The sequence below is a fragment of the Niallia sp. Man26 genome (genome assembly GCF_022049065.2).
Lineage (GTDB): Bacteria > Bacillota > Bacilli > Bacillales > Cytobacillaceae > Niallia.
On sequence record NZ_CP095743.1, the window covers coordinates 896,521 to 911,581 of the forward strand.

Here is a 15,061-nt window from a genome sequence, read left to right on the forward strand (position 1 = left end):
CTAATTAATTGTAAAATTTCATTTTTCAAAGGAGCGTGGCAGTCTATTGTTTACTGCGTTAAATAAGGACGGAAGCATCGTTTGCGCCTTGGATTTTAAAGAGAAAAAGGAGCTTCAGGCAGAAAAAAGAAACAGCATATTCTATTGTCCAGCATGCCGAAGTGTGGTTGTATTAAAGAACGGAGAGAAAAGGCTGCCTCATTTTGCTCACCGTAAGGATGTATCCTGCAGTGGAAGCAGTGAGCAGGAATCATCTTATCATTTGCACGGAAAGCTGCAGATATATAATAGATTGAAGGATTTAGGATTAAAGCCAGTACTAGAGCCGTATTTTCCGTCCATTAAGCAAAGAGGAGATATTGGTGTCATGTGGGACAATTCTTATTATGTCATAGAATTTCAATGTTCTTCCATACCAGTGTCCTGCTTGCAAAAACGGACAAAGCAATATCGAAAAGAAAAGTACCAGCCGATCTGGATATTAGGTTATAAAAATGTGAAACGTTCTAAGAGCTTCTCCCGATTTTCTGCTTTTCAATCCTCATTCCTTGTTCCATTTAAGGGCAAATATATCCTCCCAGCTTACTGTCCATACCAAAAATCCTTCTATATTATGGATAACCCGATTCCCATTTCTAAAGAGAAATTTATTACCTCTATTAACAAGCTTCCACTAGCTGCTGTCACCCTCCGTGAACAAACAATAAATCTTAGCAGCAATTTTCCATACAGTGATTGGCAATCTGCCATTCAAAAACAAAAGAATAACCATATACATTATCATTCAAACGAGAATGACCGCTTTTTGCGATATCTCTACAAAAGTGGTTTGCATCCGCATGTTATACCGCCATTCATTGGCATTCCCTTGAAAGAAGGAATTAAACTGTTAACTCCTCCTTTAATCTGGCAGGCATATTTGTATATTGACTGTTTTCTGCCAGCTAGAAAAATTGTTTCTCTTCATAAAGTTTATGATGCTTTTCTAAGCAGAATAAAAAGGGGGGACATCACAGTCCGCAATCTTCCCAATATTATAGACAGTAATTGGAGGAATACAGTTAATGATTACTTAACAGTGCTTGTGAAAATGAAGGTGATAGAAGAGATTCGGCCAGATTTTTTTACAAGCAGTGAGGAAGCTTGCCTTAGCTCAGACTCCCTGGCAAAACACGAGGAGGATTTTTATTTAAGGTTAAAAGGAGGGAGTTTACAATAATAATAGCCAAACGGAAAAATCATTAATGAAATACAGCAAAGCTACATATGATAAGCTTAGTAAATCACAAAAGTTTAAAAATGAGCAGGAATTTAGTTATAATAGATAGAAAATATCGGGTAGGAAAATTTTTTCGAAATCCGAAGGAAAGATTGGAGGATTTACATGTCTAATGAAACAACTGTAAAAAAACTGCCTTTACGTAATGAAGTTCCAACGGAAGACACATGGAGACTGGAAGACATCTTCGCATCTGATGATGACTGGAATAAAGAATTTGAAGAGGTGACGGCCCTCTCGAAAAAAGCAGGGGACTATCAAGGAAAGCTTGCAGAAAGTGCGGATGTTTTGTACGAAGCGCTTCAATATCAGGATACGCTTTTAAGCCGTTTAGGTAAATTATATACATATGCACATATGCGATATGATCAGGATACAACAAATGGCTTTTATCAAGGCCTGGACAGTCGGATAAAAAATTTATATGCACAAAGTGCGAGTGAACTCGCATACATTGTCCCAGAACTTCTATCTATTGATGAAGCAATCATAAAGGGTTTTCTTGAGGAGAAGGAAGAATTGCGCCTGTACGAACAATCATTGGAGGAAATTAACCTTCAGCGTCCGCATGTTCTTTCAGCAGATCAAGAAGCACTTCTTGCCCAAGCATCTGAAGTATTGGATGCATCTAGCAATACATTCGGCATGCTTAATAATGCGGATATAGAATTCCCGAGCATTAAAGATGAGAATGGGGAAGATGTGGAAGTTACACATGGCCGCTATTCACGCTTTTTGGAAAGTGCAGATCAACGTGTGCGTCATGATGCGTTTAAAGCGGTTTATGATACGTATGGGAAATTCAAAAATACGTTTTCATCTACATTATCCGGAACAGTAAAAAACCATACATTTAATGCAAGAGTGCGAAATTATAAATCAGCACGGCATGCAGCTCTTGCAGCTAACAATATTCCTGAACAGGTATATGAAAACCTTGTGGAAACAATCAATGAGTATTTACCATTGCTGCATCGTTATGTAAAGCTTCGTAAAAAGGTACTTGGTCTTGAGAAGCTTCATATGTATGACTTGTATACTCCGCTTGTTAAGGATGTGAAAATGGAGATCAGCTATCAAGAAGCTACTGAACATATCCTTAAAGGACTTGCACCGCTAGGAGAGGAGTATTTATCCATTCTGAAAGAAGGCTTTGAAAACCGATGGGTTGACGTTCACGAGAACAAAGGGAAAAGAAGCGGAGCTTATTCATCAGGAACATACGGCACCAATCCATATATCCTAATGAACTGGCAGGATAATGTGAATAACCTGTTTACTTTGGCTCATGAATTCGGACATTCTGTTCACAGCTATTATACAAGAAAATCACAGCCGTACCCGTATGGAAATTATTCGATTTTTGTCGCAGAGGTTGCGTCTACATGCAATGAAGCATTGCTGAACGATTATATGCTAAAAACAATCACAGATGAACAAGAGCGCTTATACTTGCTGAACCATTATTTAGAAGGCTTCAGAGGTACTGTATTCCGTCAGACTATGTTCGCAGAGTTTGAGCACCTTATTCATGAAAAGGCGCAAAATAACGAAGCATTGACAGCTGATTTATTTACTTCCGAGTACTATGCGCTAAACAAAAAGTATTACGGCGAGGAAGATATCATTATTGATGAGGAAATCGGCTTAGAATGGTCAAGAATTCCTCACTTCTATTATGATTACTATGTGTACCAATACGCGACAGGCTACAGTGCAGCAACAGCTTTAAGCAAACAAATTCTTGAAGAAGGCAAGCCGGCAGTGGATCGCTATATTGATTTCTTGAAAGCGGGAAGCTCCGACTATCCAATTGAAGTGCTGAAAAAAGCTGGAGTTGATATGACAAGCAAGGACCCAATCAGAGAGGCTTGCAAAGTATTTGAACAAAAGCTCAACGAAATGGAAAGTCTGCTTTCTTAATGTTTAAGGCATGCGGCTATTTAGCCGCATGCCTTTTTACTTATGAAATCCTTTAAACTTCTTGCGATTGTTCATAAACGACAAAAATAGAAAGAGCGCGATAAACAAAAGCGGTGAGCTTATATAAAGGGGGATTATATGCATAAGCCCGAGAATATTCAAAAAGAATGCAAACAAGATGCAAAGCAGCAGGGATACAGGGATAATTGCCTTCATGTTAACTCATCTCCTTTCATTAAGATCAATGCTAGCCTGTCAATAATGTATGTTTCTACATCATTAGTTATGAAAGTTTGTCTATTTTGTGAACAAATATACAAACTTATTGATAAGGATAATGATAATATGATATTATTATGTTGTGAAATTAATCACAAACAAACTTATACCCCTTTGTTTGACCGTGAAAAATTTCTCCCATCCCCTTTGTTAATTAATAAAAAAAGGCCTTGCCTTGAGACAGCAAGCCCTTTTTTTATGTCATCATTTATTTATTTATCCAATATATTTCCAAAACATTCCATACTTTGCAGGAATCTGCTCTACTAACTGTTTAAGCTGCAGCTTTTTCATTTCCTTTTCCATCTCTTGGATAGACTTGTTATAAACAACGGAAAGCTCTTTAGAAGCAACAAGGTTAAAGCATTTTAAGAAAGATTCCAATGGGGGAGGATCTGCTTTTTCTGGGACGATTTGAAGCATTTCTTCAATAATTTGTACATATACCTCATAAGGATAATAGCCAGTAACCTTTATTCCTTCCTCCTCAATGTTTTCGTTAAAGAAAACCAATGTCGGGATTTCGGAAACTTCCATTTCAGAAGTAATTTTTAAATCGCATTGGAAAGCTTTCGCAGCACTTGTTGAGTGAATATCGGAAATAAACTCAACAACATCCAAGCCGACGCTTGCCGCACAATTTTTCAGCACGTCAAATGTAGCAATATTTTGCTTTTCAAGAAAGAGCATTTCTTGCAGTTTTCTTAAAAAACGGATGCCGCATTTACGGCCTTGTAATTCAGCTGCTTTTAATGCGATTGAAGCCAAATATGGAGAGACAATGGGATTTTCGAACCAGAGCGAACCGTCGCATGACATTCCTGTTCTGCTCGCTGTTTGTTCCCAAAGTTCAGCGATATTTTCGTATTTCTTCTTTTTATTCATGTTTAATGTGGCTAATCTTCCGCTCAAAACATGCTTTAAGGAAAAATACTGGCCGTATTCAATCTGAAGCTTTTTAATGATAGGCTCTAAAGCCCAACATTCAGGACATAAAGGATCGACAAACATGTATATTTCAAGGGGTTTGCTATCAGGGCAATTGTCATCGGCTGTTTTCGGGATGGATGTAGACAAATCTTTTTCAATCATGTTTAATCACCTTTATCTTTAGTTTTCCTCCGAATTAATCATGTGTTTTGCTGTCAAAGCAAGTCTTGAAAAAAGTCCTTCACGAATGGAGTCGTCTAGCTCAACTTCATCCATTGCTTCACTCATACAGGACAGCCATGCTTTTGCACGCTTTTCCGTAATGGGAAACGGCAAATGCCGGGCCCTAAGCATAGGATGGCCGTGTTCTTCTGTGTATATTTGCGGCCCTCCTAAATATTGTGTAAGAAACTGCTTTTGTTTTCTTGCAGTTTCTGTTAAATCATCTGGAAAGATAGGAGCTAAATCGGGGTGTTTGCCAACACGCTCATAAAATGCGTCAACAAGATTGCTAAGCGTTTTTTCCCCAATAACATCATATGGAGTAGGCATTTTATTGACCATCTTTAAAACTCCTTTTTGTTTGAAATAATAGGACTTTAAGGAAAAGAATATGAATTATTCCTTTTTATAAGATAAAAAATCACTTAATGCTATTTTACCAATGGTCTTTTCATTGTACAAATAAATAGCTTGTAAAACTTTATTATCACATTTTCCGGTTTATGCCTGTTTAATTTACAGCGTCATTTTTTCATAAAAAAATATCCACTAACAAGTACCGGATAAAAGTGTAAGAAAGCAGGCCGGTGAATGTCGGCCTGCAAGTAAAATTGTTATGCTGTATAATGCTGTGTCACTTTTGCGACATAGTTTTGTGTTTCTTTAAATGGAGGAATTCCTCCATATTTGTTTACATTGCCTGGTCCTGCATTATATGCAGCTAGAGCAAGGCTGACATCGCCATCATACTTTGTAAGCATTTGCTTCAAGTACTTAGTGCCTCCCATAATGTTCTGCTCAGGATCATAAGTGTTATTAACTCCCAAACCTCTGGCAGTTGCAGGCATCAATTGCATTAAGCCTGATGCGCCGGCATAGCTTGTCGCGTTTGGATTAAAGTTGGATTCCACTTTAATAACAGAACTGATCAGTTTTTCAGGAACACCGTATTTAGCAGCAGCCTTTTGAATAATATCATCAAAATCTCCATTGCTGCTCGAATCACTTTTCGCTAATTTAGTTAAGCTGATAGGAAGCAGGGAGCTTGTTGCACTTGTCTGCATTAGATTTGAGCTGGCTGCACTACTAATGCCGGCGTAGCTGCCTAGTGTATTCTGCATGATGCTGTCAGCAGCACCTGTCCCGCTCGATGAAAAACTGCCGAGCAGTTCTTGAAATAAATTATTTGAAGAAGAGCTGTCAGCAGTTCCTGCAGTTGACATGTTCTGTAATGCTTGCAATTCAAATAAAACTTTTAATTGATCTATTTTCATGTAGTTCCTCCATATGACTGGTAAACTGAGTTATCTATTTAAATTCCGTTCTTATATTTTTGCTCGTAAAATCTTCTAACTTTATTTTTGGTCTTTCTTACAGGTATTTGAAAGGATTGAAGGAGCTGTTGGAAATATGCCTGTCCTTCTTTTCTATCGCTTACTTCATATTCTAACTCATAATCTTCTATATTTAAATAAAAACTGTGATCGAAAACTAGTAAACCATTTCCAGTTTCTTTTTCTGCTCGGATAGTAGTGAGAGAACCAAAATAATGAATCTTTTCTGGTGCAATACCTAAGGCCAGCAAAAGTGCTGCAAACTGTTCATCCAAAATTCGGCCTGTCTGAATCATTTCCTCGCCAGCTTCTGCAGACAGCTGCTTGTTCGTTTCAAGCAGCCCGTCCTCATGGGGCTGCTTTAACGTCAACTCGTAGCCAGCCTGTTTTTTGCGGATTCGCAGTGCAGAGCTGCGTTCTTTCAAGGCGAAATCTGCCGTGTCAAAATAATGGTTTTCTTGTTTAAATAACTCATTTTCTTTGACTTGATAATGTTCAAGCAAATTGGTGTATTCTTCTTTAGTCAGCATATTTTTAAATTCTATTTCAATGTTTTTCTCCATCATCCAAATTCCTTTCCCGACTGTTTAACTTTTATGCCTTAAACGGTCTTAAGGCAAGGTTCTAATAGATATTATCTCTTTGTTTGTTTCTGACTGCAATGTTTAGGATAAATTTATCCAATGTGGTAAAATAGTGCATAGTTGGAGGGTGAAAAAATGAAAGAAAAACTACAAGTGCTAAACGCAGAAATGACTGAATCTAATTTAATCTTGAAAGTGGAAGAAAGCTATCCGGTTAACGAGCTTTCTGCAAAGGGGCAGATCTTAGTTGATTCTGACGCTTTCGCCTTTATATATTTAGCTGAAAAAGGGGATCAGTACGTATATATTGTACTCGGCAAAGATATTTGGCCGAGCTTAAAGAAAGGCTTAGAGGCCGAATTACCGGTGTATTTGTCAAACGGACAGAATAACCTTGAATTGGCTGAATGGAAAGAGGAAATGGAATACTTAATTGATAATATTGAAGGCAACGGCAATTATGGAGAAGAGATGGAGGCTAGTGTAACAGCCGTTTTTTCATAATATAAACCGACGTACATAATAGAAGAAACCTATTTAAAATGGGGTGTTATATATGCAGTGGGAGCAATTTTTAGCCCCTTATAAACAAGCGGTTGATGAACTGAAAGTTAAGTTAAAGGGCATGAGGAGACAGTTTGAGCATGAAGAGGAGCATTCTCCGATTGAATTTGTCACAGGAAGAGTAAAGCCGATTGCAAGCATTCTTGATAAGGCCAATGAAAAGGGTATACCTTTAGACAAATTAGGAACAGAAATGCAGGATATTGCCGGCTTGCGTATGATGTGTCCGTTTGTGGACGATATTATAAGAGTAGTAGAATTATTAAGGGCTCGCAATGATTTTGAAATTGTGGAGGAAAGAGACTATATTCTCCACCGAAAAGAGAGCGGCTACCGTTCCTATCATGTCGTTATTAGCTATCCGGTGCAAACAATCAACGGAGAGAAAAAACTCCTGATGGAAATACAGATTAGGACGCTTGCCATGAACTTTTGGGCAACGATTGAACATTCGCTTAACTATAAATATAAAGGGCAATTCCCGAAGGACATCCAAATGAGACTTCAAGGAGCTGCCGAAGCTGCATTCCGCCTGGATAAGGAAATGTCGCTGATCCGAGGGGAGATTCAGGAAGCACAAGCCTTTTTCAATCGAAAAAAGGAGCAGAAAGACAGGAAAAAATGATGGAAATCATTTCAAAGAGGAGCTAATCGAAAATGAAATTTGCCGTAACCTCAAAAGGTGATTCAAAGTCGGATAATTTAGTACAGCGGTTAAAGCAATATTTATTGGATTTTGAGCTGGAGTATGAGGAGGAAGAGCCAGATATCGTCATTTCAGTCGGCGGTGACGGCACGCTTTTATATGCATTCCACCGCTACAGCAGCCGCTTGGATAAAACCGCATTTGTCGGTGTTCACACAGGCCATCTCGGCTTTTATGCAGACTGGACGCCTGATGAAATTGAAAAGCTTGTTATTGCTATTGCTAAAACACCATACAGTGTAGTCGAATATCCATTGCTTGAAGTGACTGTTCAGTATCAGGATGAAGATAAGGAAACACGATATCTTGCCTTGAATGAATCTACTGTAAAAAGCATTGACGGCACATTTGTTATGGATGTAGAAATCAGAGGAGAGCATTTTGAACGGTTTAGAGGAGATGGACTATGTGTATCTACTCCTTCCGGCAGCACGGCGTACAATAAGGCTTTAGGGGGAGCGCTGCTGCACCCGTCTATCAGAGCCATTCAATTGGCTGAAATGGCTTCTATTAATAACCGTGTTTTCCGGACAGTCGGCTCACCGCTCATCATTCCTGAGCATCATACTTGTGTGCTGAGACCTGTCAATGAGCCTGATTTTCGTATCTCCATCGATCATTTGACATTATTGCATAAAAAGGTTAAATCGATTCATTATCGAGTTGCCGAAGAAAAAATACGGTTTGCGAGATATCGGTCATTCCCTTTCTGGAAAAGGGTTCATGACTCTTTCATCTCAGAATAGAATTAGGAGTGCAAGGCATGTGACATTTAAGCTAGACTGGGTTATGGAAGAAGACGGGAAGATAATGCTGAAGGAGTTTCTGAAAGAAAGGTCCATCTCTAAGTCTGCTCTGACGGATATCAAGTTCAAGGGCGGCAGGATTACTGTCAATGAGGTGGAGCAGAATGTCCGTTATATGGTGAAAAGAGGCGATCGGATTTCAGTATTATTCCCTGTTGAGAAGCCGAGTGAGGGCTTGCTTCCCGAAGAAATACCGCTGAATATTATATATGAAGATGACTATCTTCTTATCGTGGAAAAGCCGAGCGGGATGAACACCATTCCTTCAAGAGAGCACCCTTCCGGCAGCCTTGCGAATGCTGTTTTCGGCTACTATGTGAAAAAAGGCATTGCAGCAACAACACATATTGTCACGAGGCTTGATAGAGATACATCGGGGATGGTCCTTATTGCGAAGCATCGTCATGTTCATCATCTTTTGAGTGAACAACAGAAGGCCCGCTTGGTCAAACGACATTATACAGCGTTAGCAGAAGGGCTGTTCTCCAATAAGAGCGGCACCATCAATGCGCCTATCGGCAGGTGTGGAGACAGCATCATTAAAAGGGAAGTAAGAGAGGACGGGCAGACAGCCATTACTCATTACAACGTGCTAACTCAGCTGTCTGATTTTGCCGCTGTTGAGCTGTCTTTAGAGACTGGCAGAACACATCAGATTCGTGTACATATGTCTTATATAAGCCATCCATTAATTGGAGATGATTTATATGGCGGTTCACGCCATAAGTTAGGAAGGCAGGCGCTGCACTGCTCAAGACTTGCCTTTATCCATCCAATCACACAGCAGGAAATGGAATTTTCCGTCAGCCTTCCTGAGGATATGAAAAGGTTATTTACATTAAATAACCAGGCTGGGACATAAATATGTAAATTTGCATAAAAACCGAACTATTTTTATTATTTATTGATAAAAAGTTTGGTTTTTTATGTTTTCGTTTAAATAAAATAATAAATAATCTTAGTGGAATGGAGCGGAGGACACTCGACTCCTGCGGGAAATAGAGGCTCAGCTTCCTCCCCGCGGAAAGCAAGTGGGACGAGAGTGCAATGAAACGAACTAATTTTAAAGCCATATTCTATTTTTATTGTTTCAAAGTTAGATGAAATTTTATTATTCTTGTTTAGATAGGCTTATTTTGTTGTGCCATCCCCTTTATTTATGCTAATCAAATGTCCGGAATTTCTCTGCTATATAAGGCATTGCAGAAGAAACCGATTGAACAGTCATTTCAGGGTAGCTTAGTGCGGATAAATGTCCACCAAAAACAGCTCCTGTATCAATATTATAAGTATTGTTAATGGCACGCACCTCTTTAACAGGAGTATGTCCGTAGACAATCGCTACTTTTCCTGTATAAGATTTAGCCCAATCCCGGCGGACTGGTGAACCGTCAGGATGGCTTTCTCCCGTAATATCACCATAAAGAACGAATGTTTTTACCTTCTCAGAATGCTTGCCAATATAATCTTCCTTAATCCCTGCATGGGCAATAACTAACTTTCCACCATCAAGTACATGGTATAAAGGAGAATGATCATACAGCTTCATGAACTTGTTTTTGATAATTTCCCTGTCCTTTTTTTTCAAGCTCTCCAATTCTTCTACTGTTGTTTCCAATCCATGCTTAATTTGCACCTTTCTTCCTAAAAAATAACGGTAAAGCTTGTTGCAGTGATTTCCTGGCACATAATATCCAAGTTTTTTTTCAATAAGTGTGCAAACAACCTCTATTACACGCAGAGAGTTAGGACCTCTGTCTGTTAAATCCCCGACAAAGGCAAGCAATCTGTTCTCTTGATGAACGGGATAGCCTAAATCCCATGTATAGCCAAGCTTTTCTGTTAATGCTTGCAGTTCTTCATAACAGCCGTGTATATCACCGATAATATCCAGTTTCATATTTGTCCTCCCAATTCAATCCTTCGTACCAATTATCTTTTGTAGGGAAACAAAATATTATAAGGTCACAATCTAAAGTTTTACATGTAAAAGAATGGGGAATATATATTAGCTGTCTCCTGTTTCCTTTAGGTTGTTTGTAAAGGTATCATAATTTTTTTATTGGAAATTAGTGAGATGGACGACAAACTCTAAGAGATTTGTTAGTATAGAGAGAAACTTTTGAAAGGAGTATGTTTTGAAAGAGATAACGAGCAGCTATGAAGAAAAACTAGAAGAAATCCTCCATTCTTTACAAAATGAAAACTTACAAACATTCAGAGAAGCATTTTTAGAGCTGCATCCATATGATCAAGCTTCATTTTTTAAGGAATTGGAGAAAGTAGAACAAGAGAGTGTATTTCATTTTTTATCACCTGAGGAGATTGCAGAGTTATTTGAGCATCTCGATATGGAAGACCATGATTACCAGGAGCTGTTTGCAAGACTGCTGCCTTCCTATGTGGCTGACATATTCACACATATGTCAGCAGATGATGCAGCAGATATCCTCATCGCTTTGGAAAAGCAGCAAGCACTTAGTTATATCGCCCTTATGCCGCTTGAAGAGGCAAGCAATGTCAAGGCACTAATGGATTATGAGGAGGAAACTGCAGGGAGCATCATGACACTTGAATATGTCAGCCTGTATTCTCATATGACAGTTCATGCTGCAATGGCCTTGCTTAAAGCGGAAGCACCTAATGCGGAGACAATTTACTATATTTATGTGGTGGATGAACAGAAGCATCTTGTCGGAGTAGTATCCTTAAGGAATTTAATCGTAAGTGATGACAGTACAGTGATTGCTGACATTATGAATGACAGTATCTACTCTGTTTCTGTCACTCAAACCCGTGAGGAAGCAGCAAGGAAGATGCGGGATTATGACTTTCTTGCATTGCCTGTCATTGATTTTCAAGGGAGGCTGCTCGGCATCATCACGATTGATGACATTGTCGATGTATTGGAGGAAGAAGCAACTGATGATTATTCAAAGCTTGCGGCTGTTTCTAATATGGACTATGTTGATCAACATCCCGTTTCTGCTGCAAAAAAACGATTGCCGTGGCTGATTATCCTGTTGTTCTTAGGAATGTTTACGGCAAGCTTAATCGGCAGGTTTGAGGAGACGTTAAACAAGGTTTCTATCCTTGCTGTTTTCATTCCCTTGATTGCAGGGATGGCAGGAAACACGGGGACACAGGCACTCGCAGTTGCAGTGCGGGGCATTGCGACAGGAAACCTGGAGAAGGAAAGCAAGTTCAAGCTGATCATGCGCGAAGCGGGAACAGGACTAATAACAGGTGGAGTCTGTGGAATACTTGTAACATTGGTCGTTTATATTTGGAAAGGCAATATTTTTTTAGGGCTTTTAGTTGGTGCATCTATTTTAGGAACACTAATTGTAGCGACAATTGCAGGTTCTATAATCCCTCTATTGATGAATAAATTAAAAATTGATCCTGCCGTTGCATCTGGACCATTTATTACAACTTTAAATGATATTATCAGTATCCTCATTTATTTTGGAATGGCAACGATGTTTATGGGATTGTTGACCAGTTAAGTTATTTTAGAAAGAAAAAAGCAGTTATCAAGGAGGAAATAAAATGGAACACGGCGCTTCTGTAATGTCCTTAATGATTGTAATCATTGTGGCATTATTGACACCGATTATTTTGCACCGCCTAAAGCTAAATGTTATTCCTGTCGTGGTTGCAGAAATTATCATGGGGCTTATTATTGGAAAAAGCGGTTTTAATCTTGTCGAGCAGGATACTTGGCTGGAGACTTTATCAACATTAGGCTTTATTTTTCTAATGTTCTTAAGCGGGCTGGAGATAGATTTTAAATCTTTTTCCAGCAATAAAAAAAGAGAGACACTGCCGAATGGGAGGCTTGAACCGAAGCCGTTCTCAACATCTGTCATCATCTTTGCCGCTATTTTTGCGTTATCGGTTATTTTGAGTTATCTATTTGTCCTTGCAGGCTTTGTAGATAGTATTTTCTTAATGACTATCATCATTTCTACTATTTCACTTGGTGTGGTTGTGCCAACATTAAAAGAAGCAAATATCATGAAAACGGCAATAGGGCAAATCATCCTGCTTATAGCAGTCATTGCTGATTTAGCGACAATGATATTGCTGGCAGTTTTTGCTTCGATTCATGAAAGCGGCGGTAACACTTGGCTGTTACTAATCCTATTTGCAGCAGGGGTGTTATTATATTTTGCAGGCAGACGCTTCAAAAACAAAAACACTTCAGATTCGATGTCAAGAGGAACAGTGCAAATCGGAACAAGGGCAGTGTTCGCATTAATTATTTTCTTAGTAGCGCTGTCTGAAACTGTCGGTGCAGAAAATATTCTTGGTGCTTTCTTAGCAGGGGTGCTTGTGTCGCTCTTGTCCCCGAATGAAGAGCTTGTGCATCAATTAGATTCCTTTGGCTATGGCTTTTTAATTCCGATATTTTTTGTAATGATTGGTGTTGACATGGATTTATGGTCACTATTTACAGATCCTATGCTTCTTTTATTTATACCGCTCTTATTGCTTGCTTTGCTAGCAAGCAAGATGCTGCCTATTTACTATTTGAAAAAATGGTATGATAACAGGACAATAGTAGCATCAGGGTTTTTATTAACATCGACATTGTCTCTAGTAATTGCAGCTGCAGCGATTGGGGAAAGAATGAATATAATAACCTCGCAGATGAGCGGGATATTTATTCTTGTAGCAATTATTTCCTGTATTATCACACCGATTGTTTTCAAAAAACTTTTCCCAAAGGAAACAGCAGGAGAAAGGGCAGTAAATATTTCAATCATCGGTGTGAATCAGATTACTATGCAGCTATACCAAGAGTTAAAATCCCCTTACTATAAGGTGGAATTCTATCATAAAAAACAAGAAAAACATGATCTGCAAATTGCAGATTCTCTGTTTGAAATCACAGAGCTGGACAATTATACCGAGGAAGTTATCAAGGCTACAAACATTTCGGCAGCGGACATTGTAGTAGTTTCTACTGGCGATAGCAGTGAGAATGAAAGAATGAGTCTTTTATTAAAGCAGGCAGGGATTGATAGGGTTATTTGCAGAATGGAAGATCTCGATAAAGAGGCCTCTTTGCAACAGGAAGGAATTGAAGTGTTTTCATCCTTTACATCAACTAAAGCACTGCTAAAAGCGATGATTCAATCTCCGAGCATCCTTGCTTTGTTAGGGAATAATGAAACATCTTTACATGAAATTACAATTAGGAACAAGGGGTTTGAGGGAATGACATTAAGAAAGTTCCCGTTCACTGGAGATGTTATTTTTGTACGAATTTTCCGTGGAAGAGATTCCGTTATTCCCCATGGAGACACCGAGCTGCAGCTACATGACCATTTAATTGTAACTGGTTCTGAAGAATATGTCAGGGAGCTGAAAAGAAACCTAGAACGTGAGTACTAAGTGGCAACGGAAAAATAAGCCAAATGACTACGGTAACAGCACTTTTCTTTTTGAAGATAGTATAGTAAAATTAGTACTAGGTACTAATAACTTGTAATATAATTTAGGAGGATAAATTATGAGCTTTTCATTAAAGGGCAAAACCTATGTTGTAATGGGTGTTGCGAACAAAAGAAGCATTGCATGGGGGATTGCTACATCTCTTCATAAAGCAGGTGCCCGTCTAGTATTCACATATGCTGGAGAAAGACTGGAGAAAAGTGTTCGTGATCTTGTAGCAACACTTGAAGCAAGTGACAGCATCGTTTTGCCATGTGATGTTACGAATGACCAGGATATCGCACAGTGCTTCCAAACGATCAAAAACGAAGTTGGAACTTTTCATGGAATTGCTCATTGCATCGCTTTTGCAAACAAGGAAGAATTGCAAGGGGATTACATGAATACAACAAGAGAAGGCTTCTTGCTTGCGCATAATATCAGCTCTTATTCTTTGACTGCTGTAGCGAAGGAAGCTAAAGGTTTGATGACAGAAGGCGGAAGCATTGTTACATTAACATATCTTGGTGGAGAACGTGCTATTAGAAACTATAATGTTATGGGTGTTGCAAAAGCTTCACTTGATGCAAGTGTCCGTTATTTAGCATCTGATTTAGGCAAGGACGGCATCCGTGTTAACTCTATTTCAGCAGGTCCGATTCGCACACTTTCTGCAAAAGGTATCAGTGACTTTAACTCAATCTTGAAAGAGATTGAAGAACGCTCACCGCTAAGAAGAACAACAACACCTGATGAAGTGGGAGATACGGCTGTATTCTTGTTCAGTGATATGGCAAGAGGAATTACAGGCGAAAACATCCACGTAGATTCAGGCTTCCATATTATTTCATAAGCAATAAATAAGCGCTGACCTAAAATGGGTCAGCGTTTTTTGTTTTGCAGAATAGAGCAGCACCATGATGAATATCTTTTTTAAAGAAATACCTGACACAAACTCCTTGATTAACATTAAAGCATGCCCCAGCATAGAT

General features: G+C 38.9%; 15 protein-coding genes. 9 read left to right on the top strand and 6 right to left on the bottom strand.

Going from position 1 to position 15,061, the window contains the following annotated elements:
* The first annotated feature begins 46 nt into the window (after positions 1-46).
* Positions 47-1,219, top strand: a complete 1,173-nt coding sequence (locus L8T27_RS04635; RefSeq protein ID WP_237940954.1) for a competence protein CoiA — start codon at positions 47-49, stop codon at positions 1,217-1,219.
* A gap of 165 nt (positions 1,220-1,384) precedes the next feature.
* Positions 1,385-3,202: an oligoendopeptidase F gene (gene pepF, locus L8T27_RS04640; RefSeq protein WP_237940956.1), complete on the top strand. Its 1,818-nt coding sequence runs from the start codon at positions 1,385-1,387 to the stop codon at positions 3,200-3,202.
* Positions 3,203-3,238: 36 nt separating this feature from the next.
* On the opposite strand, the gene L8T27_RS04645 is transcribed toward pepF, so the two are convergent.
* From L8T27_RS04645 to L8T27_RS04665, 5 genes are all read right to left on the bottom strand, one after another.
* Positions 3,239-3,418: a hypothetical protein gene (locus tag L8T27_RS04645; RefSeq protein WP_233316730.1), complete on the bottom strand. Its 180-nt coding sequence runs from the start codon at positions 3,416-3,418 to the stop codon at positions 3,239-3,241.
* 279 nt (positions 3,419-3,697) lie between these two features.
* On the bottom strand, positions 3,698-4,573 hold the full coding sequence (locus L8T27_RS04650) for a ClpXP adapter SpxH family protein (RefSeq protein WP_233316731.1): 876 nt from the start codon (positions 4,571-4,573) through the stop codon (positions 3,698-3,700).
* A gap of 18 nt (positions 4,574-4,591) precedes the next feature.
* Positions 4,592-4,975 carry a globin domain-containing protein gene (locus tag L8T27_RS04655; protein WP_233316732.1) on the bottom strand — a complete coding sequence of 128 codons (384 nt, stop codon included), beginning with the start codon at positions 4,973-4,975 and terminating at the stop codon, positions 4,592-4,594.
* Positions 4,976-5,247: 272 nt separating this feature from the next.
* Complete coding sequence (locus L8T27_RS04660) at positions 5,248-5,907, bottom strand: lytic transglycosylase domain-containing protein (RefSeq protein ID WP_237940958.1); 660 nt, start codon at positions 5,905-5,907, stop codon at positions 5,248-5,250.
* A 38-nt stretch (positions 5,908-5,945) separates the two neighbouring features.
* Positions 5,946-6,530: a CYTH domain-containing protein gene (locus L8T27_RS04665; protein WP_233316808.1), complete on the bottom strand. Its 585-nt coding sequence runs from the start codon at positions 6,528-6,530 to the stop codon at positions 5,946-5,948.
* 156 nt (positions 6,531-6,686) lie between these two features.
* Between L8T27_RS04665 and L8T27_RS04670 the strand changes: the two genes are divergently transcribed.
* Genes L8T27_RS04670 through L8T27_RS04685 form a run of 4 tightly spaced genes read left to right on the top strand, consistent with a single transcriptional unit; the run spans position 6,687 to position 9,489 of the window.
* Positions 6,687-7,055, top strand: a complete 369-nt coding sequence (locus L8T27_RS04670) for a UPF0738 family protein (protein WP_233316733.1) — start codon at positions 6,687-6,689, stop codon at positions 7,053-7,055.
* 52 nt (positions 7,056-7,107) lie between these two features.
* Positions 7,108-7,740 carry a GTP diphosphokinase gene (gene yjbM, locus L8T27_RS04675; protein WP_245399842.1) on the top strand — a complete coding sequence of 211 codons (633 nt, stop codon included), beginning with the start codon at positions 7,108-7,110 and terminating at the stop codon, positions 7,738-7,740.
* 32 nt (positions 7,741-7,772) lie between these two features.
* Entirely contained in the window at positions 7,773-8,567 is a 795-nt protein-coding gene (locus L8T27_RS04680; RefSeq protein WP_233316735.1) for an NAD kinase, read from the top strand.
* Complete coding sequence (locus L8T27_RS04685) at positions 8,545-9,489, top strand: RluA family pseudouridine synthase (RefSeq protein ID WP_411229524.1); 945 nt, start codon at positions 8,545-8,547, stop codon at positions 9,487-9,489. Before L8T27_RS04680 ends, L8T27_RS04685 begins: the two co-directional genes overlap by 23 nt.
* Before the next feature lie 300 nt (positions 9,490-9,789).
* Here the strand turns inward: L8T27_RS04685 and prpE are convergent, their stop codons facing one another.
* Complete coding sequence (prpE, locus tag L8T27_RS04690; protein WP_237940961.1) at positions 9,790-10,527, bottom strand: bis(5'-nucleosyl)-tetraphosphatase PrpE; 738 nt, start codon at positions 10,525-10,527, stop codon at positions 9,790-9,792.
* A gap of 247 nt (positions 10,528-10,774) precedes the next feature.
* Between prpE and mgtE the strand changes: the two genes are divergently transcribed.
* From mgtE to fabI, 3 genes are all read left to right on the top strand, one after another.
* Complete coding sequence (mgtE, locus tag L8T27_RS04695; RefSeq protein ID WP_396953797.1) at positions 10,775-12,136, top strand: magnesium transporter; 1,362 nt, start codon at positions 10,775-10,777, stop codon at positions 12,134-12,136.
* Positions 12,137-12,179: 43 nt separating this feature from the next.
* Complete coding sequence (locus L8T27_RS04700; protein WP_237940963.1) at positions 12,180-14,030, top strand: monovalent cation:proton antiporter family protein; 1,851 nt, start codon at positions 12,180-12,182, stop codon at positions 14,028-14,030.
* A gap of 118 nt (positions 14,031-14,148) precedes the next feature.
* A complete protein-coding gene (fabI, locus tag L8T27_RS04705) occupies positions 14,149-14,922 on the top strand; it encodes an enoyl-ACP reductase FabI (RefSeq protein WP_237940965.1) in 774 nt (257 codons plus the stop codon).
* Positions 14,923-15,061 lie beyond the last annotated feature (139 nt).

What these genes read in the sequence shown, in the direction of transcription:
- L8T27_RS04665 (WP_233316808.1), bottom strand. Translation starts at nt 6,530, where the DNA reads ATGGAGAAAAACATTGAAATAGAATTTAAAAATATGCTGACTAAAGAA.
- fabI (WP_237940965.1), top strand. Translation starts at nt 14,149, where the DNA reads ATGAGCTTTTCATTAAAGGGCAAAACCTATGTTGTAATGGGTGTTGCG.
- pepF (WP_237940956.1), top strand. Translation starts at nt 1,385, where the DNA reads ATGTCTAATGAAACAACTGTAAAAAAACTGCCTTTACGTAATGAAGTT.
- L8T27_RS04685 (WP_411229524.1), top strand. Translation starts at nt 8,545, where the DNA reads ATGACTCTTTCATCTCAGAATAGAATTAGGAGTGCAAGGCATGTGACA.
- yjbM (WP_245399842.1), top strand. Translation starts at nt 7,108, where the DNA reads ATGCAGTGGGAGCAATTTTTAGCCCCTTATAAACAAGCGGTTGATGAA.
- L8T27_RS04670 (WP_233316733.1), top strand. Translation starts at nt 6,687, where the DNA reads ATGAAAGAAAAACTACAAGTGCTAAACGCAGAAATGACTGAATCTAAT.
- L8T27_RS04700 (WP_237940963.1), top strand. Translation starts at nt 12,180, where the DNA reads ATGGAACACGGCGCTTCTGTAATGTCCTTAATGATTGTAATCATTGTG.
- prpE (WP_237940961.1), bottom strand. Translation starts at nt 10,527, where the DNA reads ATGAAACTGGATATTATCGGTGATATACACGGCTGTTATGAAGAACTG.
- L8T27_RS04650 (WP_233316731.1), bottom strand. Translation starts at nt 4,573, where the DNA reads ATGATTGAAAAAGATTTGTCTACATCCATCCCGAAAACAGCCGATGAC.
- L8T27_RS04645 (WP_233316730.1), bottom strand. Translation starts at nt 3,418, where the DNA reads ATGAAGGCAATTATCCCTGTATCCCTGCTGCTTTGCATCTTGTTTGCA.
- L8T27_RS04680 (WP_233316735.1), top strand. Translation starts at nt 7,773, where the DNA reads ATGAAATTTGCCGTAACCTCAAAAGGTGATTCAAAGTCGGATAATTTA.
- L8T27_RS04660 (WP_237940958.1), bottom strand. Translation starts at nt 5,907, where the DNA reads ATGAAAATAGATCAATTAAAAGTTTTATTTGAATTGCAAGCATTACAG.
- L8T27_RS04655 (WP_233316732.1), bottom strand. Translation starts at nt 4,975, where the DNA reads ATGGTCAATAAAATGCCTACTCCATATGATGTTATTGGGGAAAAAACG.